The organism is Streptomyces sp. NBC_01788 (assembly GCF_035917575.1).
Classification (GTDB): Bacteria; Actinomycetota; Actinomycetes; order Streptomycetales; family Streptomycetaceae; genus Streptomyces.
The window spans coordinates 4202146-4223636 of the sequence record NZ_CP109090.1; the positions used below are offsets into that span (position 1 = coordinate 4202146).

At 69.4% G+C, this 21491-nt stretch carries 18 protein-coding genes; 11 read left to right on the forward strand and 7 right to left on the reverse strand.

The features are described 5' to 3' along the window. Positions 1-69 precede the first annotated feature (69 nt). From fmdA to OIE49_RS37140, 3 genes are read right to left on the reverse strand one after another with little or no spacing between them, the layout of a single operon-like run. Complete coding sequence (gene fmdA, locus OIE49_RS19065) at positions 70-1320, reverse strand: formamidase (RefSeq protein WP_326803369.1); 1251 nt, start codon at positions 1318-1320, stop codon at positions 70-72. Positions 1321-1329: 9 nt separating this feature from the next. Then, positions 1330-1983, reverse strand: coding sequence for an AmiS/UreI family transporter (locus OIE49_RS19070; protein ID WP_326803370.1), 654 nt, complete (start codon positions 1981-1983; stop codon positions 1330-1332). Between the two features lie 38 nt (positions 1984-2021). Beyond that, positions 2022-2300: an FmdB family zinc ribbon protein gene (locus OIE49_RS37140; protein WP_401741798.1), complete on the reverse strand. Its 279-nt coding sequence runs from the start codon at positions 2298-2300 to the stop codon at positions 2022-2024. 393 nt (positions 2301-2693) lie between these two features. On the opposite strand from OIE49_RS37140, the gene OIE49_RS19075 reads away from it, so the two are divergent. Continuing rightward, the gene (locus OIE49_RS19075; protein WP_326806269.1) at positions 2694-3116 is read left to right on the forward strand and encodes a hypothetical protein; all 423 of its coding nucleotides are present in this window, start codon (positions 2694-2696) and stop codon (positions 3114-3116) included. A gap of 134 nt (positions 3117-3250) precedes the next feature. Here OIE49_RS19075 and OIE49_RS19080 read toward each other — a convergent pair whose 3' ends face one another. Next, positions 3251-4147: a Yip1 family protein gene (locus OIE49_RS19080; protein WP_326803371.1), complete on the reverse strand. Its 897-nt coding sequence runs from the start codon at positions 4145-4147 to the stop codon at positions 3251-3253. Between the two features lie 262 nt (positions 4148-4409). On the opposite strand from OIE49_RS19080, the gene OIE49_RS19085 reads away from it, so the two are divergent. Then, positions 4410-4766 carry an antibiotic biosynthesis monooxygenase family protein gene (locus OIE49_RS19085; RefSeq protein ID WP_326803372.1) on the forward strand — a complete coding sequence of 119 codons (357 nt, stop codon included), beginning with the start codon at positions 4410-4412 and terminating at the stop codon, positions 4764-4766. Positions 4767-4889: 123 nt separating this feature from the next. Here the strand turns inward: OIE49_RS19085 and OIE49_RS19090 are convergent, their stop codons facing one another. Then, on the reverse strand, positions 4890-7193 hold the full coding sequence (locus tag OIE49_RS19090) for a (Fe-S)-binding protein (protein WP_326803373.1): 2304 nt from the start codon (positions 7191-7193) through the stop codon (positions 4890-4892). A 225-nt stretch (positions 7194-7418) separates the two neighbouring features. Between OIE49_RS19090 and OIE49_RS19095 the strand changes: the two genes are divergently transcribed. The 7 genes from OIE49_RS19095 (at position 7419) to OIE49_RS19125 (ending at position 15793) form a co-directional block, all read left to right on the forward strand. Beyond that, positions 7419-8864 carry an MraY family glycosyltransferase gene (locus OIE49_RS19095; protein WP_326803374.1) on the forward strand — a complete coding sequence of 482 codons (1446 nt, stop codon included), beginning with the start codon at positions 7419-7421 and terminating at the stop codon, positions 8862-8864. A 94-nt stretch (positions 8865-8958) separates the two neighbouring features. After that, positions 8959-10821 (forward strand): molecular chaperone DnaK, encoded by a 1863-nt coding sequence (gene dnaK / locus OIE49_RS19100; RefSeq protein ID WP_100568392.1) that lies wholly within the window; start codon positions 8959-8961, stop codon positions 10819-10821. Then, positions 10818-11501: a nucleotide exchange factor GrpE gene (gene grpE / locus OIE49_RS19105; protein ID WP_100568393.1), complete on the forward strand. Its 684-nt coding sequence runs from the start codon at positions 10818-10820 to the stop codon at positions 11499-11501. Before dnaK ends, grpE begins: the two co-directional genes overlap by 4 nt. A 39-nt stretch (positions 11502-11540) precedes the next feature. Next, positions 11541-12716, forward strand: a complete 1176-nt coding sequence (gene dnaJ, locus OIE49_RS19110) for a molecular chaperone DnaJ (RefSeq protein ID WP_326803375.1) — start codon at positions 11541-11543, stop codon at positions 12714-12716. Between the two features lie 5 nt (positions 12717-12721). Next, positions 12722-13171, forward strand: coding sequence for a heat shock protein transcriptional repressor HspR (locus OIE49_RS19115; RefSeq protein ID WP_326806270.1), 450 nt, complete (start codon positions 12722-12724; stop codon positions 13169-13171). Positions 13172-13440: 269 nt separating this feature from the next. Next, complete coding sequence (locus OIE49_RS19120; RefSeq protein ID WP_326806271.1) at positions 13441-14553, forward strand: sugar ABC transporter substrate-binding protein; 1113 nt, start codon at positions 13441-13443, stop codon at positions 14551-14553. 196 nt (positions 14554-14749) lie between these two features. Continuing rightward, complete coding sequence (locus tag OIE49_RS19125) at positions 14750-15793, forward strand: helix-turn-helix transcriptional regulator (RefSeq protein WP_100568397.1); 1044 nt, start codon at positions 14750-14752, stop codon at positions 15791-15793. Here OIE49_RS19125 and OIE49_RS19130 read toward each other — a convergent pair. Both OIE49_RS19130 and OIE49_RS19135 read right to left on the reverse strand, forming a co-directional pair. Then, the gene (locus tag OIE49_RS19130) at positions 15756-16745 is read right to left on the reverse strand and encodes a helix-turn-helix transcriptional regulator (protein WP_326803376.1); all 990 of its coding nucleotides are present in this window, start codon (positions 16743-16745) and stop codon (positions 15756-15758) included. The two genes, OIE49_RS19125 and OIE49_RS19130, sit on opposite strands and share 38 nt — an antisense overlap. Positions 16746-16764: 19 nt before the next feature. Continuing rightward, on the reverse strand, positions 16765-17778 hold the full coding sequence (locus tag OIE49_RS19135; protein WP_326803377.1) for a helix-turn-helix transcriptional regulator: 1014 nt from the start codon (positions 17776-17778) through the stop codon (positions 16765-16767). Positions 17779-18076: 298 nt separating this feature from the next. Here OIE49_RS19135 and OIE49_RS19140 point away from each other — a divergent pair, with 298 nt between their 5' ends. Then, the gene (locus tag OIE49_RS19140; protein WP_100568401.1) at positions 18077-18412 is read left to right on the forward strand and encodes a hypothetical protein; all 336 of its coding nucleotides are present in this window, start codon (positions 18077-18079) and stop codon (positions 18410-18412) included. 351 nt (positions 18413-18763) lie between these two features. Further along, positions 18764-21361, forward strand: a complete 2598-nt coding sequence (gene clpB, locus OIE49_RS19145; protein WP_326803378.1) for an ATP-dependent chaperone ClpB — start codon at positions 18764-18766, stop codon at positions 21359-21361. Positions 21362-21491 lie beyond the last annotated feature (130 nt).

The following is a 21491-nucleotide window of genomic DNA, read 5'->3' on the forward strand; positions in this document are numbered from 1 at the left end:
GAGACCCCGCATCGAGCGTCGTACGGCCCCGCAGCAGGCGCTGCGGGGCCGTACCTGTGCGTGGTCGGGTCAGGCGCTGGTCAGCGCGGCCTGGCCGCGGTCGGCCTTGACCGGGCCGGCGGCGGACGGCCGGACGTCGAAGTCGAACATGGCGGTGGGGACGTACAGCGAGCAGCAGGCGTTGGGGATGTCCACGATGCCGCTGATGCGTCCCTCTATGGGCGCGGAGCCGAGCAGCAGGTAGGCCTGCTCTCCGCTGTAGCCGAACCTCTTGAAGTACTCGACGGCGTTGAGGCACGCCCGCCGGTAGGCCAGCGTGGCGTCCATGTAGAAGTTGGTGTCCGTGTCGTGGTCGACGGAGACACCGATGAAACTGATGAACTCCGTGTAGCGCGGCTCGACGTTGCCGGGCATGAACACCGGGTTGGTGGTGATGCCGTACTTCTCCATGCCGCCCTTGATCAGTTCGACATGGAAGTCGATGTAGCCGCCCATCTCGATGGCGCCGCAGAAGCTGATCTCTCCGTCGCCCTGGCTGAAGTGCAGGTCGCCCGCGGAGAGCTTGGCGTCCTTGACGTACACGGGGAAGAAGGCCCGCGAGCCGCGGGTCATGTTCTTGATGTCCTGGTTGCCGCCGTTCTCACGGGCCGGCACCGTACGTGCCCCTTCCTCGGCGATGCGGGTGGCGACGTCACCGGTGGCCGTGCCGGCGAGCGCGTGGGTGGCGTCCGGAGGTACGGCGAGGGGCGGGACCCGGTTCGGGTCGGTGTCGATCAGCGCCTTCTCGCGCCTGTTCCAGCGGGCGAGCATCTCGGCGGACGGGGCCGTTCCGAACAGACCGGGGTGGGTGATTCCGGTGTAGCGGATGCCGGGCAGGTGGCGGGAGACCGCCTGCTGGCCGTGGAAGTTCCAGATGGCCTTGTAGGAGTCCGGGAAGTAGTCGGTCAGGAAGCCTCCGCCGTTGGTCTTGGCGAAGATGCCGGTGTAGCCCCAGCCCTGGCCCGCCGCGTCGCCGCGCTGCTGCGGCACGGGACCGAGGTCGAGGATGTCGACGACGAGCAGGTCGCCGGGTTCGGCGCCCTCCACGCCTATCGGCCCGCTGAGCATGTGAGGGACGGTCAGGTCGATGTCGCGCACGTCGTTGGCGGAGTCGTTGTCGCCGATCTGGCAGTCGGTCCAGTCGCGGCACTCGATCCGGAACTCCGCTCCCGGCTTCACCATGGTGGCGTTGGGGATGTCGGGGTGCCACCTGTTGTGTCCGGGAACGTCCTGCTCGCGCATCGACTTGCTCTGGTCCACGTTGAAGAGAATTTCGGGCATGACAACTCCTCACTTCTGATCCGGTGACGTTGGAGCACCCGCGCTGCCGGCCGGCGGAGCGGCTCGGGTCGGCCGGGGCGTTCCACGGGTGCGCGGCCACAGCCCCACGAACATCAGCACGCCGAACACTCCCAGCGCGATGGCGGTCTCGGTGGGGTGCTTCCAGTAGCCGGTGAGCAGCAGCGCCGCGGGAATGGCACCGGTGACCCAGCCCTCGATCGCGGTGATCCAGCCCGTATACGCCCTGAGGTGCTCCATCTTGAGGCCGAGCAGCAGGAAGAACAGGAACCAGAGCAAGGCCCAGTAGAGCCAGATGACCCCGAAGGGGGCGTCGTGCAAGAGGTGGAAATTGGCGTACGAATATCCCAGTGCGGCTATTGCCACAAACAATGAGTAGTAGCCGACGCCGGTGGTGTCGAGGTTGGCGAGCAGGCCGATACCCACGTACAGATAGGTGAATCCGAACAGGTAGATACCGGATGCCGCCAGAATCTTCTTGGGGTCGCCGCCGGCGGTGAAGATGAGGTAGGTCGGCGTCAGTACCTGCAATGTGCCCACGAACAGGTTCAGTATTGCTCCTGACCGGGCATCGACCTTGTTGAGGAGCAGCAACCCATTTATGAAGAGCACTGCGCCGACAAACAGGAGTCCCACATTTCCCACCGCGACGCACCTCCTGACTCCGCGTGGGGTGGAGACCGTCAGGGACGCGGCAGCCGCGAGAGCGCGGGGTGCGGTCGCCGCTCCGGCCTTGTGCGCGAGGGAACTTCGGAGACCACGGCTGGGGCCTCACGGGCCTGCTCCTCCCGTTCGCGGAGGGCGGCGGACGCGCTCGAGGTCGTCGACAGGCCGCGCGAGGAGTACAAACGCCTCGCAGCTTCCGCACAAGAAGGGCAACCGTATGTCTTGGGTGCCGTTCCGATCGTCAATTTCACATCGAAGGGGCCGCAATGGTCGCACAGATATTCGTAAGTGGCCATTATTGCTCCGGAAATTGGCTGGACGCTCACGAACCCGAGCGTGCGGCGCGCTGGAAAAGCGTGTGCCGCAACTGTTTCCTCTCTTCAAGGAGACGTCTCGTCAATGGGCGTGTCAAGTCGGGGAGGGGCCGTCCGCCCTCTCCCCTGCTCCGGCGGTCTGTGGGGTGCGCAACAGCGCATGATCGTGCGGCCGTATTGATCATTCAGGTGCCGCGGGGAACCAGTGGAAGATCCTCTGTGAGGGCGGGGTGAGGCGGCTCACTCGGGATTTTGCTGGACGGGCGCGACCGATACCTTTAGTTTCGATAAATAGATTGATTTTCCTTATGCGGAGGCACAGGCGCCGCGCATACTGTCTCGCAGAAAGCCAAGGAGGGCGGATCGGTGAGCAACATGGACGCCGTGTGGGTACGAGGCGTGAACGGCATTCAGTTGCATCACGTGACCGACCTGCAGGACGCCGGCAGGTTTCTGGGCAACGCGGCGATGGCCCTGCGGGCCGCACACGTGAGGACCGGCACCGACCAGTACGCCGGCCTCGCCGCCGAGCTGAAGAGCCTGGTGGAGCGGGTGCGGGAGCTGGAGGACACCGCACGTTCGGGCATGCACGAGCTGCACTCCACCGACCCCGAGCGGTTCGCCCGCTGCCGGGACGGTCATGAGCCGTGGCCCGGCGAGATCCCGGCGGGGTTCATACCGCGCCACACCTGCAAGGACGAGTGCCTCTACCACGACCGCGGCGTCGTCGAAGCCGTCATGCAGTGCACCTGCGGGCAGCCGCCGTGCCGGGCCTGCGAGATCGGCGGCAAGCTCTGACGAGCGAAGACCGGCGCAAGCCGGCGAGGACTCGCGAAGACCGGAGAAGACTCGCGAGGACCAGCTGAGACGAGCAAGGGGCCCGGCGCATCGCCGGGCCCCTTGTGCTGGTGGGCCGCTGGAACGCCGGAGCGTCAGAACGTGCCGAGCTTCACGATCGACAGCAGTGCGATCAGCTGGATCGCCGAGGCACCCAGGGCCTTGGGCCAGGGCAGGTCGTGGGAGCGGCTGACCATGAGGGTCAGCAGCGCGCCGCACGCGATCCAGGTGGCCCAGCCGAGCAGCTGGACGAAGCCCGCGTCGCCGCCGAGGAACATCGCGACGAGCAGACGCGGAGCGTCCGTCACCGACATGATCAGCATGGACAGGCCGACCGTGGGCTGCCAGGCCCCGTCGCCGCCGAGCTGGCGGGCCAGGGTGTGGGTGACCACACCGAGGACGAAGGCGCTGAGCACCAGCGCCACGGCGGTGATCAGGACGATCGGGATCGCGTTGGTGAGGGTGGCGTTGATGGCCTCCTCGCGGGCGCCGTCGAAGCCGAAGACCGCGAGCAGCCCGTAGAGGAACGTCACGATGAGGGCGGGGCCCCACATCGCGTAGTCGCGCATCTGGAGGAAGGTCTGGTTGGGGGACAGGACTATGCCCCGCAGCAGGTCGGTCCAGTGCAGCCGGGGACCGATCGGACCGGCCGGCGCCGAGCCCGCACGGTAGGTCCCGCTCTCGTTGTACGGGTCCTCGCCGACCGCGAAGGCCTGGGTGTGGCCGGGGTTGTCGGCCGCGTACGGATCGGGTCCGCCCTGCGGGTGGCCGCCGCCGAAGTACTCCGGCTCGCCGTAGCCACCGCCGTCGGCCCGGGGCCACTGGGCGCCCCCGCCTCCGTACGGCGGCCGCTGCTGCGGGTACGGCTGCTGCGCCGGGGGATAGCCGTACGAGGGGGCCTGGGGTGCCTGCTGCCCGTACGGAGGTCGTTGGGTCCGCGCCTGCGGGGCCCGGTCGTTCCGGTCGCCGCGTCCGCTCCTGAATCCAGCCACGTCATCGAACGTACCCGAGCCCGCCGAATCCCGTGCGGGAGCGGGTGTTCCGGCAGGGCTTTGGGTCCGAGCTGTGACATCCCCTAAGGGGCGTTCCGGGCGTTTCTCAGGGGTGTCCGCGGGGTGCTCGGAGACGGCTCACGGGCGGTCCGAGGCGCCGGGCGGGAGCTTCCGGTTCGCCTCCCGGTTCGCCTCCCGGATCGCCTCCCGGATCACGGAGGCGCTGAGTGGCGGCCCGGGGGCCACCGGGCAGGATGGGACCATGAGCGTAGTCAAGATCAACGTACTGACCGTGCCAGCCGAGCAGCGCGAGACGCTGGAGAAGCGCTTCGCCTCCCGGGCGCACGCGGTCGAGAACTCCGACGGGTTCGAATGGTTCGAGCTCCTGCGCCCTGTCGAGGGCACCGACACCTATCTCGTCTACACACGCTGGCGTGACGAGGAGTCGTTCCAGGCCTGGATGGAAGGGCCGATGAAGTCCGCGCACCAGGGCACCGGCACCGGCACCGGCACCGGCGCGGGTGAGGGTGAGGGAGAGGAGCGGCCGAAGCCCGCAGCCAGCGGTTCCACCCTGTGGTCCTTCGAGGTCGTGCAGCAGGCCGCGCCCAAGAGCGCGTAGCGCTCCCGGAGACCGCTCGCGGGAGACCGCTCCTGGAAACACGGCGACGCCCCCGTGCCCATACGGACACGGGGGCGTCGGACGCTGGACGACCATGCCGCCCGGTCGTGCGCCGGCTGCCGCCTACTTCACCGGCTCGGGCTCCGGCTCGGTCTCGTCGGCCGCGTCGCCCGCCGGGTCGACCGGCGTCCTGACGGAGTCCAGCAGCAGCTGGGCGACGTCCACGACCTGGACGGACTCCTTGGCCTTGCCGTCGTTCTTCTTGCCGTTGACCGAGTCGGTGAGCATGACCAGGCAGAACGGGCAGGCCGTCGAGACGATGTCCGGGTTCAGGGAAAGAGCCTCGTCGACGCGCTCGTCGTTGATGCGCTTGCCGATCCGCTCCTCCATCCACATCCGGGCACCGCCGGCGCCGCAGCAGAAGCCGCGCTCCTTGTGGCGGTGCATCTCCTCGTTCCTGAGGCCCGGGACCTTGCCGATGATCTCGCGCGGAGGCGTGTAGATCTTGTTGTGGCGGCCCAGATAGCAGGGGTCGTGGTAGGTGATGATGCCCTCGACCGGGGTCACCGGGACCAGCTTGCCCTCGTCCACCAGGTGCTGGAGGAGCTGGGTGTGGTGGATGACCTCGTAGTCGCCGCCGAGCTGGGGGTACTCGTTGCCGAGCGTGTTGAGGCAGTGCGGGCAGGTGGCGACGATCTTCTTGGCCGACTTCGGCTTCCTGGACTCGGGCGTGACGTTGCCCTCGTCGTCAGTCTCCTCGCCGAAGGCCATGTTCAGCGTGGCGACGTTCTCCATGCCGAGTTCCTGGAACAGGGGCTCGTTGCCCAGGCGGCGTGCGGAGTCACCGGTGCACTTCTCGTCGCCGCCCATGATCGCGAACTTCACGCCCGCGATGTGCAGCAGCTCCGCGAAGGCCTTGGTGGTCTTCTTGGCGCGGTCCTCCAGGGCGCCGGCGCAGCCGACCCAGTACAGGTACTCGACCTCGGAGAGGTCCTCGATGTCCTTGCCGACGACCGGGACCTCGAAGTCGACCTCCTTGGTCCACTCCAAGCGCTGCTTCTTGGCCAGGCCCCAGGGGTTGCCCTTCTTCTCCAGGTTCTTGAGCATCGTGCCCGCCTCGGACGGGAACGCGGACTCGATCATGACCTGGTAGCGGCGCATGTCGACGATGTGGTCGACGTGCTCGATGTCGACCGGGCACTGCTCGACGCAGGCGCCGCAGGTGGTGCAGGACCACAGCACGTCCGGGTCGATGACGCCGCCCGCGAAGGCGCTGTCGGCGCCGGCCTCCAGCGTTCCGATCAGCGGGCGCTCGGCCTCCGCGAGCGCGGACGCCGGGACGTCCTTCAGCTGCTCCTCGGACGCCTTCTCCTCGCCCTCCATGGTCTTGCCGCCGCCGGCCAGCAGATACGGCGCCTTCGCGTGCGCGTGGTCGCGCAGCGACATGATCAGCAGCTTGGGGGAGAGCGGCTTGCCGGTGTTCCAGGCCGGGCACTGCGACTGGCAGCGGCCGCACTCGGTGCAGGTGGAGAAGTCCAGCAGGCCCTTCCAGGAGAACTGCTCGACCTGGGAGACGCCGAAGACGTCGTCCTCGCCGGGGTCGGTGAAGTCGATCGGCTTGCCGCCGGAGGTCATCGGCTGAAGGGCGCCGAGGGCCGTACCGCCGGTGGCCTCGCGCTTGAACCAGATGTTCGGGAAGGCCAGGAAGCGGTGCCAGGCCACGCCCATGTTGGTGTTCAGGGAGACCACGATCATCCACACGAAGGACGTGCCGATCTTGATCATCGCGGTCAGGTAGACCAGGTTCTGCAGGGTGCCGGCCGACAGGCCCTTGAAGGCGAGCACCAGCGGGTACGAGGCGAAGTACCCGGCCTCGTAGTGCCCCACGTGGTGGAGCGCGCCCTCAAGACCGCGCAGGACGTAGATCGCGAGGCCGATGGTGAGGATGACGTACTCGACGAAGTACGCCTGGCCGGCCTTGGAACCGGCGAAGCGGGACTTGCGGCCGGGCCGGGACGGCAGGCTCAGCAGCCGGATCGCCATGAGCACGGCGATGCCGAGGACGGTCATCACGCCGATGAACTCGATGTACATCTCGAACGGCAGGAAGTCGCCGATGACCGGCAGCGTCCAGTCGGCCCGGAACAACTGGCCGAACGCCTGCGCGAGGGTGGGCGGCAGCGTCAGGAAGCCGATGGCCACGAACCAGTGGGCGACGCCCACGATGCCCCAGCGGTTCATCCGGGTGTGGCCGAGGAACTCCCGCACCAGGGTCACGCTGCGCTGGTAGGGGTTGTCGCTGCGGGTGCCGGCGGGTACGGGCTGGCCGAGCTTGAAGTACCGGACGAACTGGCCGATGGCACGGGCGAGCAGCGCGACGCCGACCACGGTCAGGACCAGCGACACGATGATCGCGGCGAGTTGCATGGGGGCTCCTGATGCGGCCTCGAAATTACTGATCAGTAACTTATGTAGTCCGTTTGAGACTACCCCCATCTTCTGACGCAATGCAGCCGGGCGCGGGGTGATCTGGGTCGCTGGAAGCCCTCGTGGGGGCCGTCCGGGGGTACGGGAGGCCCGCCCGGGGATCCGGTAGCGCGCCGTTCGTGTTATTCGCACCCGATCGCCCCATATACCCCTAATTTAAGAACCGTGCTATACGGGATCGCCACCGCCATCACCGCTCTCCTCCTCGCCGCCCTGCTCTCGGCGCTGCTCCGAGTGCTCGCGCTTCGGCTTGGCCTCGTCGACCGCAGGAGGCGGGGACGCCCCTTGCCGCTGCTCGGCGGCCTGGCCGTGGTGCTCAGCACCTGCCTGGTCGCCGCGGCCGGCGGCTGGACGGGTACCGCCCCGCTGGGCGACGGGGTGGGCAGGCTGCTCGCCGCGGGCGCCGCGGTCGCCCTGCTCGGGACCGCCGCGGACGTGTGGCGGCTGAAGACACCGTTCCTGTTCGTCGGTACGGCCCTCGCGGCGGCCTGCGTGGTGCCGTACGACGAGACCGGGCCCGTGGCCGGGATCGCCGCCGTCGCCTGGATCGCCTGTGTGGCCGCCGCCTTCCGGGGGCTCGATCACGCGGACGGCCTCGCGGGCACGGTGGGGGTGCTCACCGCGTTCGGGGTGGGCGCGTGCGCGGCGGCCGAGGTGATGGACGACCTCGCGGTACTGCTGAGCGTGCTGGCCGCCGCCCTCACCGGGTTCCTGATGCACAACTGGCATCCGGCGCGGGTCGCCTTCGGATCCGGCGGCTCGCTGTTCACCGGCTTCGTGCTCGCCTCCACGGCCCTGCTCACCCGGACCGGGTACGACACGGTCTCCACCGTGGCGGTGCTGTTCGCGCTCACCGCCACGGCGAGCGCCGACGCCGTCCTGGTCCTGGTGTCACGGAAGCTGGCGGGGCGTCCGCTGCTGCGCCGAGGCCCGGACCACCTCGCGCACCGGCTGCGCCGGCTCGGGCCGACCCCGCCGGGTGCGACCGTCCTGCTCGGTCTCGGCACCTTCGCCGCGGTCCTGGTCGGGGTGCTGGTCCATACGGGCTGGGTCGGGCCGAAGGCGGTGGCGTGGGTGGCCGGGGCGGCCCTGGTGGCCGTCCTCGGGCTGCTGCGGGTGCCCGCGTACGCGCCGCGGCGCCCGACCGAACTCGGCAACGCCCGTGTGCAGTCCCCGCTCCCGGGTACGCGCACCCAGTCCCGGCTGCCCGGCACGCGGGAGCAGTCCCGGCCTCCCGGGACCCGGGGGCAGACCCGGGTGCCCGGCACCCGCGGGCGCCCCGAGGAGCGCACGGCCAGGGGCCTTCCCGCGGGTGGTGCCACGCGCGCGCGTGCGGAGGCGTTCGGTGGCGGTGGCGGGGCACCGCCACGCGCGCGTGCCGGCGCTTCCGGCGCCCGCCCCCGCGGCGAGCCCTTCTGGGGCATCCTCCGCGCCCAGGGGCAGTCCGCCGCGGGAGCCCCGCGCGGCCGGATTCCGTACGACGCGGAGGCCGGCGGACCCGGCGTATCCGGGGTGCAGACGCCTCGTCGTCAACTTGAATACCCGCCTCCTCCGCCCAGGCAATCCACATCGCCGCAGGTCAGAGCGCCCTTGCGTATAAGGGATGGATAAGTCTTGAGTCGATGCGGCTCAGGTCTGTTGACCCGGCGGTGAGCCTCGGGCACACTTGAGTCCGTTCCACTCAAGTCAGCTGGAGGAAATCACCATGGCACGTGCGGTCGGCATCGACCTGGGCACAACCAACTCGGTCGTCAGCGTTCTGGAGGGCGGCGAGCCCACCGTCATCACCAACGCCGAGGGCGCCAGGACCACGCCGTCCGTCGTCGCCTTCGCCAAGAACGGCGAGGTGCTGGTCGGTGAGGTGGCGAAGCGCCAGGCGGTGACCAACGTCGACAGGACCATCCGGTCGGTCAAGCGCCACATGGGCACCGACTGGAAGATCAACCTCGACGGCAAGGACTTCAACCCGCAGCAGATGAGCGCCTTCGTGCTGCAGAAGCTGAAGCGGGACGCGGAGGCGTACCTGGGCGAGAAGGTGACCGACGCGGTCATCACCGTGCCGGCGTACTTCAACGACGCCGAGCGCCAGGCCACCAAGGAGGCCGGTGAGATCGCCGGTCTGAACGTGCTGCGCATCGTCAACGAGCCGACGGCCGCCGCCCTGGCGTACGGCCTCGACAAGGACGAGCAGATGATCCTCGTCTTCGACCTCGGCGGCGGTACGTTCGACGTCTCGCTGCTGGAGATCGGCGACGGCGTCGTCGAGGTGAAGGCCACCAACGGTGACAACCACCTCGGTGGTGACGACTGGGACCAGCGGGTCGTCGACTACCTGGTCAAGCAGTTCCAGTCCGGCCACGGCGTGGACCTGTCCAAGGACAAGATGGCCCTGCAGCGTCTGCGTGAGGCGGCGGAGAAGGCCAAGATCGAGCTGTCCTCGTCCACCGAGACCTCGATCAACCTGCCCTACATCACGGCGTCCGCCGAGGGCCCGCTGCACCTGGACGAGAAGCTCACCCGCGCCCAGTTCCAGCAGCTGACGGCCGATCTGCTGGAGCGCTGCAAGACGCCGTTCCACAACGTGATCAAGGACGCCGGCGTCTCCGTCAGCGACATCGACCACGTCGTGCTCGTCGGTGGTTCCACCCGTATGCCCGCGGTCGCCGAGCTCGTCAAGGAGCTGACCGGCGGCAAGGAGGCCAACAAGGGCGTGAACCCGGACGAGGTCGTCGCCATCGGCGCCTCGCTCCAGGCCGGTGTCCTCAAGGGCGAGGTCAAGGACGTCCTGCTGCTCGACGTCACCCCGCTGTCCCTCGGCATCGAGACCAAGGGCGGCATCATGACCAAGCTGATCGAGCGCAACACCACGATCCCGACCAAGCGCTCCGAGATCTTCACCACGGCCGAGGACAACCAGCCGTCGGTGCAGATCCAGGTCTACCAGGGCGAGCGCGAGATCGCCGCGTACAACAAGAAGCTCGGCATGTTCGAGCTGACCGGTCTGCCGCCGGCGCCGCGCGGCGTGCCGCAGATCGAGGTGTCCTTCGATATCGACGCCAACGGCATCATGCACGTCACGGCGAAGGACCTCGGCACCGGCAAGGAGCAGAAGATGACCGTCACCGGCGGCTCCTCGCTGCCGAAGGACGAGGTCGACCGCATGCGCGAGGAGGCCGAGCGCTACGCGGAGGAGGACCACAAGCGCCGTGAGGCCGCCGAGGTCCGCAACCAGGGCGAGCAGCTCGTCTACCAGACCGAGAAGTTCCTCAAGGACAACGAGGACAAGGTCCCCGGCGAGATCAAGACCGAGGTCGAGGCCGCCGTCGCCGAGCTGAAGGAACAGCTCAAGGGCGAGGCCGCCGGAGGCGACAACACGGCCGAGATCCGTACCGCCACGGAGAAGGTCGCCGCCGTCTCCCAGAAGCTCGGCCAGGCCATGTACGCCGACGCCCAGGCCGCGCAGGCCGCGGGCGGTGCCGGTGACGCCGGTGCGGGCCAGGCCAGGGCCGACGACGACGTCGTGGACGCCGAGATCGTCGACGACGAACGCAAGGACGGTGCGGCGTGACGGAGGAGACCCCCGGCTTCGAGGAGCATCAGCCGCAGCCTCCACCGCAGTCCGACGCCGCCTCCGGCACCCCCGACGACGCCGCGCAGGCCGCCGCCCAGGACAAGGGCGCGGCCCCGGCCGGTGAAGCGGACCAGTCGGCCGCGCTGACGGCGCAGCTCGACCAGGTGCGCACGGCGCTCGGCGAGCGCACGGCGGATCTGCAGCGGCTCCAGGCCGAGTACCAGAACTACCGGCGCCGGGTCGACCGGGACCGGATCGCGGTACGGGAGGTCGCTGTCGCGAACATCCTGTCCGAGCTCCTGCCCGTGCTCGACGACATCGGCCGCGCGCGGGACCACGGCGAACTGGTGGGCGGTTTCAAGTCCGTCGCCGAGTCGCTGGAGACCGTGGTGGCCAAGCTCGGCCTGCAGCAGTTCGGCAAGGAGGGCGAGTCCTTCGACCCGACGATCCACGAGGCCCTGATGCACTCCTACGCACCGGACGTCACCGAGACGACGTGCGTGGCGGTTCTGCAGCCGGGGTATCGGATCGGCGAGCGCACCATCCGCCCCGCGCGGGTGGCGGTGGCCGAGCCCCAGCCCGGCGCGCAGACGGTCAAGCCGGCCGAGGAGTCCGGCGAGGCCCCGGCCGCCGAGCAGGGCGAGGACAAGGAGAACGGTGGCCCGGAGGAGGGCTGACGCAATAGCGGACGACGCACGAGAGGAGGGACGTCGGGGATGAGCACCAAGGACTTCATCGAGAAGGACTACTACAAGGTCCTCGGCGTCCCCAAGGACGCCACCGAGGCCGAGATCAAGAAGGCGTACCGGAAGCTCGCCCGCGAGTTCCACCCGGACGCCAACAAGGGCAACGCCAAGGCCGAGGAGCGCTTCAAGGAGATCTCCGAGGCGAACGACGTGCTCGGCGACGCCAAGAAGCGCAAGGAGTACGACGAGGCCCGCACCCTGTTCGGCAACGGCGGCTTCCGCCCCGGACCGGGTGCCGGCGGCGGCTCCTTCAACTTCGACCTGGGCGACCTCTTCGGAGGCGCCCAGGGCGGCGGCGGGAGCGGCGGCTTCGGCGGCGGAATCGGTGACGTCTTCGGGGGCCTGTTCAACCGGGGCGGGGCGGGCACCACGCGCACCCAGCCCCGGCGCGGCCAGGACATCGAGTCCGAGGTCACGCTGAGCTTCACCGAGGCCATCGAGGGCGCGACGGTGCCGCTGCGCATGTCCAGTCAGCAGCCGTGCAAGGCCTGTTCGGGCACCGGCGACAAGAACGGCACCCCGCGGGTGTGCCCGACCTGCGTCGGCACCGGACAGGTGGCGCGCGGCTCGGGCGGCGGGTTCTCCCTGACGGACCCGTGCCCGGACTGCAAGGGCCGCGGGCTCACCGCGGAGAACCCCTGCGAGGTCTGCATGGGCTCCGGGCGGGCCAAGTCGTCCCGGACGATGCAGGTCCGCATCCCGGCCGGGGTCAGCGACGGCCAGCGCATCCGGCTGCGCGGCAAGGGCGCCCCGGGCGAGCGCGGTGGACCCGCGGGCGACCTGTACGTGGTGGTGCACGTCGGGGAGCACCCGGTCTTCGGCCGGCGGGGCGACAACCTCACTGTCACCGTGCCGGTCACGTTCGCCGAGGCGGCCCTCGGCGGCGAGGTCCGTGTGCCCACCCTGGGTGGTCCGCCGGTGACCCTGAAGCTGCCCCCGGGCACCCCGAACGGGCGTACGATGCGGGCCCGTGGCAAGGGCGCGGTCCGCAAGGACGGCACCCACGGCGACCTTCTGGTCACCGTGGAGGTGAGTGTTCCGAAGGACCTGTCGGGGAAGGCTCGTGACGCGCTTCAGGCGTATCGCGAGGCCACCGCGAGCGAGGACCCGAGGGCCGAGCTGTTCGAGGCCGCGAAGGGAGCATGAGTGAGATGGACGGCCGCCGCCGCAACCCGTACGAACTGACGGAAGACACACCGGTGTACGTCATCTCCGTGGCCGCCCAGCTGTCCGGACTGCACCCGCAGACACTCCGTCAGTACGACCGGCTGGGACTGGTGTCCCCCGACCGCACCGCCGGCCGTGGGCGCCGCTACTCGGCCCGCGACATCGAACTGCTCCGCCAGGTGCAGCAGTTGTCGCAGGACGAGGGCATCAACCTGGCCGGAATCAAGCGCATCATCGAACTGGAGAACCAAGTCGCGGCGCTCCAGTCCCGGGCCGCGGAGCTCCAGGCGGCGCTGGACGGCGCGGCGGCGGCGATGCGGCAGCGCGAGGCCGCCGTCCACGCCTCCTACCGCCGGGACCTGGTTCCCTATCAGGAGGTCCAGCAGACCAGCGCGTTGGTGGTGTGGCGGCCCAAGCGCCAGCAGCCGGACTGACACGCACCCGCTCGACGACGACGAGGGGCCGGGAGGCCGTAAAGCCTCCCGGCCCCTCGTCGTGTCTTGCGCGTGCGCTGCCCGTAAAGGGGGTTTGGAGGTGATTCCGCAAGGCTCCGCAAAGCCTTCACGGCTGCAGCGGAGCGTTACGTTGCTATCTCGTTAAGTGGTTCCGCTTGACGCCGGTGGTCGCCTCCGCGTTGGCTTTTCAGTCACCTGGGTCGCAATGCTGCGCCCTCGTCCGGAAGGCACCAGAAGTGAGCACCTTGATGCGTCGTATCGCCATAGCCGTGGCCGCGCCCACGCTGACCTTCTCGCTCGCCGCCTGCGGGTCGCTCAGCGGGTCGGAGAGCGGCAGCGACGCGAGCCCGACCAGGGGCAACGACCTGACGGTGGGTCTGCTGCTGCCGGAGACGGCCAACACCCGTTACGAGAAGTTCGACTACCCCATCATCAAGGAGAAGGTCGCCGCCCTGACCGGGAAGCAGGGCAAGGTCGAGTACGCCAACGCGGACGCGGACGCGAGCCGGCAGGCCGGCCAGATGCAGCGAATGATCGACAACAAGGTCGACGTCATCCTGCTCGACGCCGTCGACTCGCACGCCATCGCCGACATGGTGCAGAAGGCCAAGGACGCGGGCATCCCGGTCATCGCCTACGACCGGCTCTCCGAGGGCCCGATCGACGCGTACATCTCCTTCGACAACGAACTGGTGGGGGAGGTGCAGGGCCGCTCCCTGATCGAGGCGCTGGGCCCCAAGGTCGGCACCTCCGACAAGATCGTCATGATCAACGGCTCGCCCACCGACCCGAACGCCAAGCAGTTCAAGGAGGGTGCGCTCTCCCAGCTCGGCGGGAAGGTCACGATCGCCAAGTCCTACGACACCAAGGACTGGAAGCCGGAGAACGCCCAGGCGAACATGGCCCAGGCGCTCGCCTCGCTCGGCAAGGACAACATCGCCGCCGTCTACTCCGCCAACGACGGTATGGCGGCCGGCGTCATCAAGGCCTTCAAGGACGTGGGCGTCACCGATCTGCCGGTCATCACCGGCCAGGACGCCGAACTCGACGCCGTGCAGCGGATCGTGGCCGGCGAGCAGTACATGAGCGTGTACAAGCCCTACCCGACGGAGGCCGAGACCGCCGCCCAGATGGCGGTCGCCAAGGTCCAGGGCAAGGACATCCAGTTCGACTCCCTCACCAGGGACCGGGTCAGCAGCCCCACCCACCATGACATCCCGGCCCAGTTGGTCTCCGTGGTGGCCCTGACCCAGAAGAACATCAAGAGCACGGTCGTCGACGACAAGATCTACAAGATGGAGGACATCTGCACCCCGAAGTACCAGGCGTCCTGCACGGCGCTCGGTCTCGTGCTGCAATAACTGCCTGTCGGACCCGGCGCGTTCGGGTCCGACAGCAGGCGCGATCACGCCGCGATCCGCCGGACACCGGCCCGTACACACCGGTCGAAACCGCTGGTTTTCGAGGGTCGCGCCGACAGGAGCCGTGTTGCACAGCCGGTCCGCTCCGCGCATAGTTGCGCTGCGGAAGACGCGGAGACCGGGGGTGTGATGGGGCATGACCGGGCACGGGACGGCGGAGCATCCACACGGTGCCGACCGACTGTGCGAGGCCGGAGAGCACGTGTACGCCCGGGCCGTACGACGGGGCCGGGTGCCGCGCCGGATCGCAGAGCCGGTGCCCTGCCTGCTCGAACTCGCCCTGCTGCACCCTGACCCCGACGACATGGGCTTCCTGGTGCCGACCGCGCCGCAGGAGGTCATGACCCGGCTGCTGCGCGGGATGTACGACGAGGTCAGTGAGAGCCACCGGCGGGTGAGCTCGGTGGTGGCCGCCGTCGAGCGGTACGGCGGGCTCGGCCGCCAGGCACGGGTGCCCTCCGCGGCCATGGAGGGTACGGCGATCCGGGTCCTGGACGGCCTGTCCCGCATCCAGGCGGCCATGGACGAGGCGACCGAGGCGTGCACCACCGAGGTGCTCACCGTCCAGCCGGGCGGCATCCGCCGCGAGCACGAACTGTCCGAGGGGCTGCACCGGGCGCTGGCGCTGCGCGGGCGCGGGGTGCGCATGCGGGACCTGTACACCCATGTGGCCCGGCACGGCCAGGGGCTGCTCAACTACCTGGAACTGCTGGGCGACGCGGTCGAGGCGCGCACGCTGGACGAGGTGATCGACCGGCTGATCCTCTTCGACCGCACGGTCGCCTTCGTGCCCGCCAACGCCGACTGCACGATGGCGCTGGAACTGCGCCATCCCGCGCTGGTGGAGTACCTGGGGACGGTCTTCGAACGGCTCTGGCGGCTGGCGATCCCGCTGACCGCGCCGCTGCCCGACACGGGCATCGAGGGCATCTCCCACCGCGAGCAGTCCATCGCGGCGCTGCTGGCCGAGGGCCACCAGGACGCGGTGATCGCCGAGCGGCTGGGCATCAGCGTCCGCACCTGCCGGGCCCACATCGCCCGGCTGTCCGAGACGCTGGGGGCGGCCAGCCGTACGCAGTTGGGCGTGCGGATCGCCCAGGCGGGGCTCGACGGGCCGCCGCGCGCCGCGGGGGTGGGCCCGTTCACGGTTCCGGGTCCAGAAGTCCCGACCGTCCGATGAGGTAGCCCAACTGGGCGCGGCTGCCGCTGCCGAGGGTGGCGGCGAGCTTGGCGATGTGCTCACGGGCGGTGCGTACGTTCATGCCGAGGCGGTCGGCGATGACGGCGTCGGTGTGCCCCTCGACGAGGAGGGCGGCGATGGCGCGCTGGCGGCGGGTGACGCCTCCGGCGGACGGTTGATGGACGATCAGCGGGTACATGGGCGTGGCCAGGCGCCAGAAACGGTCGAAGGCGGTGGCGAAGTGGCCGACCAGGGCAGGGTGGCGGACCGCGAGAGCGAGAGTGCCGTCCGCGTTGGCGGGGACGAAGGCGACGCTGCGGTCGACGACGATGAGCCGGTCGGTGACTTCGTCGAGGGAGCGGGCTTCGACATCGCCGGTGAGCTTCTCGTGGTAGGCGGGTATCGAGGGGACATGGCGCAGAGTGTGCTGGTAGAGGGTGCGAATACGCCCGCCGCGGTCCAGCAGCGCTTGATCGCGGTCCAGCGCCACTCCATGTGCCTCCTCGCCCCTTGGGCCGAGGAGGCCGGAGTGCGGCTGTACGCACAGGACTTCCTCGCTCGCTTCGGCCATGGCCTCGGTGATGGCCTGGTTGATCCGCGGTGTTCCGCTGAGGATCACGAGCGCCGAGGTGTCCGGCTTCCCGGTGCGCCGGCCGTCGATGCGCATCAGCGGCTCGAAGGTCCGGGCCAGCCGATCCTCACGCCGTCGCTCCTCCGCGATGCGCTCCTCGGCGGCGCGCAGTAGTCGGTGGAGGGCGGCGGCGGGCGCCACGGGCTCCAGCCGGTCGAGATCCTCGACCGCCGGGTGCAGCAGACCGAAGTCGATGAGACAGGGGGCTCCGCCCGCCTCCCCCGCACGCACCCATCCGCTCCGCAGGGCGCGTTCGTACAACTCCGTGCCCGCTGGGCACAGGTCCTCCGGGCCGTGCTCCGGATGACGTGTCGGGCCCACCCCGGTCCTCCCTGTGGCTTCAGTGTTTCTGCTGCAGAATCCCCGACTGGGCAATGAGATAGCCGAGTTGTGCGCGGCTGCCGCTGCCGAGGATGGCGGCGAGCTTGGCGATGTGGGCCCGGCAGGTACGGACGTTCATTCCGAGGCGGCGGGCTATGGCCTCGTCGACGTGGCCCTCGATGAGGAGCTTGGCTATGGAGTGCTGGATGTCGTTGATGCCGCCGGGCGCGGTCTCGTAGGGGGCGCCCGCGCTCAGGGGGACCGAGCGGCCCCACATGAACTCGAAGACTCTGATGAGGTAACGGACGAGGCCCGGGTGGCGGAGTTCCAGAGCGACTTGCTGATCGTCGCGGGCGGGGATGAAGGCGACGGTCTCGTCGCACACGATGAGCCGTTCCACCACCTCGTCGATGGTGCGGTACTCGGCCTTCCCCGTCGACAACTGGTCCACGTAGGCCAGCTTCTCGGGGCTGTAGCGCGCGGTGTGCTGATAGAGGGTCCGGATGCGCACGCCGCGCTCGATCAGCGGCCGGTCCCGCTCGAGGCCCTGGGTGAGGCTGCGCTCGGAGAAGCGGTCGTCGCTCGGCTGGATGGTGAGCATCTCGGCGTGGCACTGGGCCGTGGCCGCGTTGAGCGCGGCGTTGATCCGCGCGCCTCCCTCCAGCACCGTGATGGAGTGGTCGGTCGTCGCCGACTGCGCGCTGAGCGCGAGGAACGGCTCAAAGAGCTCCGCAAGTTGGATGGACAGCCGTCGGCGGTCCGTGATCTCCCGCTCGATCGGATGGAGCCGCTCGGCCAGCGCGACCGACGGGTGTACCGGGCACAGCCAGTCCGTGTCGTCCGGATCCGGGTGGAGAAGGTCGAACTCCACGAGGCAGGGGGCGCTTTCGGCATCCGCCCGGCGGATCCTCCCCAGGCGGAGGGCGTTCGCGTAAAGTCGGCCACCTTCCTCACAAAGTTCGGTCACCGCATGGGGATGCGTCGCCTTAGTCTGATTTGCCACGAAATCTCCACCCCCCAGGGTCCTGAACATGCAGGAACATGATGCATCGATCCTGTGGCCATGACGTGCTGGAATGAGCCATCGTCTTATCCGACGGGGGAAAAGGAGACTTTCAAGTGAGGACGAAGCCGACTATGCGTAAGAGAATGCTTCGCTCGGTGCTTGTGGCCGCCTTCTCCGCCGTTGCGGTCTTCGGGGCGATGGGTGGTCACTCCGGTGCGAAGAGCGACGATCGGGCGGACAGCCACTGGCCGGCAGTTGTGATCGCGGGTCCTACCGACTCGCACTGGCCGGGCTCTCCCGCGGCAGTTGATTCTGGAGAGCTGATGTGACCACTCCACCCGACGACCGGTCCTTCCGCCGCGAGATGGCCACGGCCTACCGCTCCGGTTGGCACTTCATCGACCTGGTCACCGCCATCCCCCACAGCGGTGACTCGCTGATGGTGACCGTCTTCGGTGAACCGGTCGTCGTGACGAGGGACGACGACGGTGACGTACGGGCGTACCGGTGTCTGCGGCGGCCTCGGGGGGCGCCGCAGCCCGTACGGTGTGCCGTCCGTTACGGAATGATCTTCGTCAACCTGGACCAGAGGGACCACCGTCAGGTGCCGGCACCGCCCTCGGTCCTCAGAGCCATCTCCGCCACCCCCCGCAGTGCCTGACGCGATTCCCCCGTCGTAACAGATCGCTCAGGTGCTTCCCCCCGCAGCGGCGTCACCGTGACCTGAACACGGTGACGCCGCTGTCGTTTTCCCGGAAACCTCCGGGTATCAGCGGATTCGATCGCTGGCCGAAAATAGCCACCGCTCCGCGGATCGCCGCTCCGTCTCCGCCTCCGCCTGCCCTGCGGGCGCCTCTTCCTCCCTCTTCCTGCCCCGGGAAAGCTCCCGTTCCTGCCCCGGGAAAGCTCCCGGCGTCACCTTGAGTGGAATAGACTCAAGTTTGTGTACGCTGATTGAGTCAGCACTGGGAGATGTGGCAGAGAGCGCTCGTCAAGGAGGAGAGAAGCGACCGTGGACGCCGAGCTGACCAACAGGAGCCGTGACGCGATCAACGCGGCCGGCAACCGGGCCGTACGGGAGGGGCACCCCGACCTGACCCCCGCCCACCTGCTCCTCGCGTTGCTCGAGGGGCAGGAGAACGAGAACATCATCGACCTGCTGTCGGCCGTCGACGCCGACCAGGCCTCCATCCGCTCCGGCGCGGAGCGCGTGCTCGCGTCCCTGCCCAGCGTGACCGGCTCCACGGTCGCGCCGCCGCAGCCCAACCGTGAGCTGCTCGCCGTGATCGCGGACGCGCAGAGCAGGGCGGCCGACCTCGGGGACGAGTACCTGTCCACCGAGCACCTGCTGATCGGCACCGCCGCGAAGGGCGGCGCGGCCGGCGAGGTGCTCTCCGGACAGGGCGCGAGCGCCAGGAAACTGCAAGACGCCTTCTCGAAGGCGAGGGGAGGACGCCGGGTGACCACACCCGACCCCGAGGGCCAGTACAAGGCCCTGGAGAAGTTCGGCACGGACTTCACCGCCGCGGCGCGCGAGGGCCGCCTCGACCCGGTGATCGGCCGGGACCAGGAGATCCGCCGCGTCGTGCAGGTGCTGTCGCGCCGCACCAAGAACAACCCGGTCCTCATCGGTGAGCCCGGCGTCGGCAAGACCGCCGTCGTCGAGGGGCTCGCCCAGCGGATCGTCAAGGGCGACGTGCCCGAGTCCCTGAAGGACAAGCGGCTGGTGGCGCTGGACCTCGGGGCGATGGTCGCGGGCGCGAAGTACCGCGGAGAGTTCGAGGAGCGGCTCAAGACCGTCCTGGCGGAGATCAAGGACTCCGACGGCCGGATCATCACCTTCATCGACGAGCTGCACACCGTCGTCGGCACGGGCGCCGGCGGCGACTCCGCGATGGACGCCGGCAACATGCTCAAGCCCATGCTGGCCCGCGGCGAGCTGCGCATGGTCGGCGCCACGACGCTCGACGAGTACCGGGAGCGGATCGAGAAGGACCCGGCGCTGGAGCGGCGCTTCCAGCAGGTGCTGGTCGCCGAGCCCAGCGTGGAGGACTCCATCGCCATCCTGCGCGGGCTCAAGGGCCGCTACGAGGCCCACCACAAGGTGCAGATCAACGACTCCGCGCTGGTGGCCGCCGCGACCCTGTCCGACCGGTACATCACCTCCCGGTTCCTGCCCGACAAGGCGATCGACCTCGTCGACGAGGCCGCCTCCCGGCTGCGCATGGAGATCGACTCCTCCCCGGTGGAGATCGACGAACTCCAGCGCGGTGTCGACCGGTTGCGCATGGAGGAGCTGGCGCTCGACAAGGAGACCGACGCGGCCTCGCGCGAGCGGCTGGAGAAGCTGCGCCGCGACCTCGCCGACAGGGAGGAGGAGCTGCGCGGCCTGACCGCCCGCTGGGAGAAGGAGAAGCAGGCCCTCAACCGGGTCGGTGAGCTGAAGGAACGGCTGGACGACCTGCGCGGCCAGGCCGAACGCGCCCAGCGCGACGGCGACTTCGACACAGCCTCCAAGCTGCTGTACGGCGAGATCCCGGACCTGGAGAAGGAGTTGGAGGCCGCCTCGCAGGCCGAGGAGGAGGCCTCCAAGGACACCATGGTCAAGGAGGAGGTCGGCCCCGACGACATCGCCGACGTGGTCGCCTCCTGGACCGGGATCCCGGCCGGCCGCCTGCTGGAGGGCGAGACGCAGAAGCTGCTGCGCATGGAGGAGGAGATCGGCCGGCGGCTCATCGGCCAGTCCGAGGCCGTGCGCGCCGTCTCCGACGCCGTACGCCGCAGCCGGGCCGGCATCGCGGACCCGGACCGGCCGACGGGCTCGTTCCTCTTCCTCGGCCCGACCGGCGTCGGCAAGACCGAACTGGCCAAGGCGCTCGCCGACTTCCTCTTCGACGACGAGCGGGCCATGGTCCGCATCGACATGTCGGAGTACGGCGAGAAGCACAGCGTGGCCCGGCTGGTCGGCGCCCCGCCCGGCTACGTCGGCTACGAGGAGGGCGGCCAGCTCACCGAGGCGGTGCGCCGCCGCCCGTACAGCGTGGTGCTGCTCGACGAGGTGGAGAAGGCCCACCCGGAGGTCTTCGACATCCTGCTGCAGGTGCTGGACGACGGCCGCCTCACGGACGGCCAGGGCCGCACGGTCGATTTCCGCAACACCATCCTGGTGCTGACCTCGAACCTGGGCAGCCAGTACCTGGTCGACCCGCTGACGAGCGAGGAGGAGAAGAAGGAGCAGGTCCTGGAGACGGTCCGCATCTCCTTCAAGCCGGAGTTCCTCAACCGGCTGGACGACCTGGTGGTCTTCTCGGCGCTGTCCAAGGAGGAGCTGAGCCGGATCGCCGGACTCCAGATCGGCCGGCTCGCCCGCCGCCTGTCGGAGCGCCGCCTGACCCTGGACGTCACCCCCGACGCCCTGGCCTGGCTCGCCGAGGAGGGCATGGACCCGGCCTACGGTGCCCGCCCGCTGCGCCGCCTGGTGCAGACCGCCATCGGCGACCGCCTCGCCAAGGAGATCCTCTCCGGCGAGATCAAGGACGGCGACACGGTCCGCGTGGACCGTTTCGGCGAGGGCCTGCTGGTGGGACCGGCGACCGGCAAGACGCTGTAGGGGGGTGTCTGACACATGCCCGCGGCGTCGCGGCGCCTGTCACGCACGCTCGCCGCGTTGCCGAAACGCCCACGTGGCTCCGCCACGAGGACGCTCCGGCGCCTTGCGATCGCACGCGCCAGACACTGCT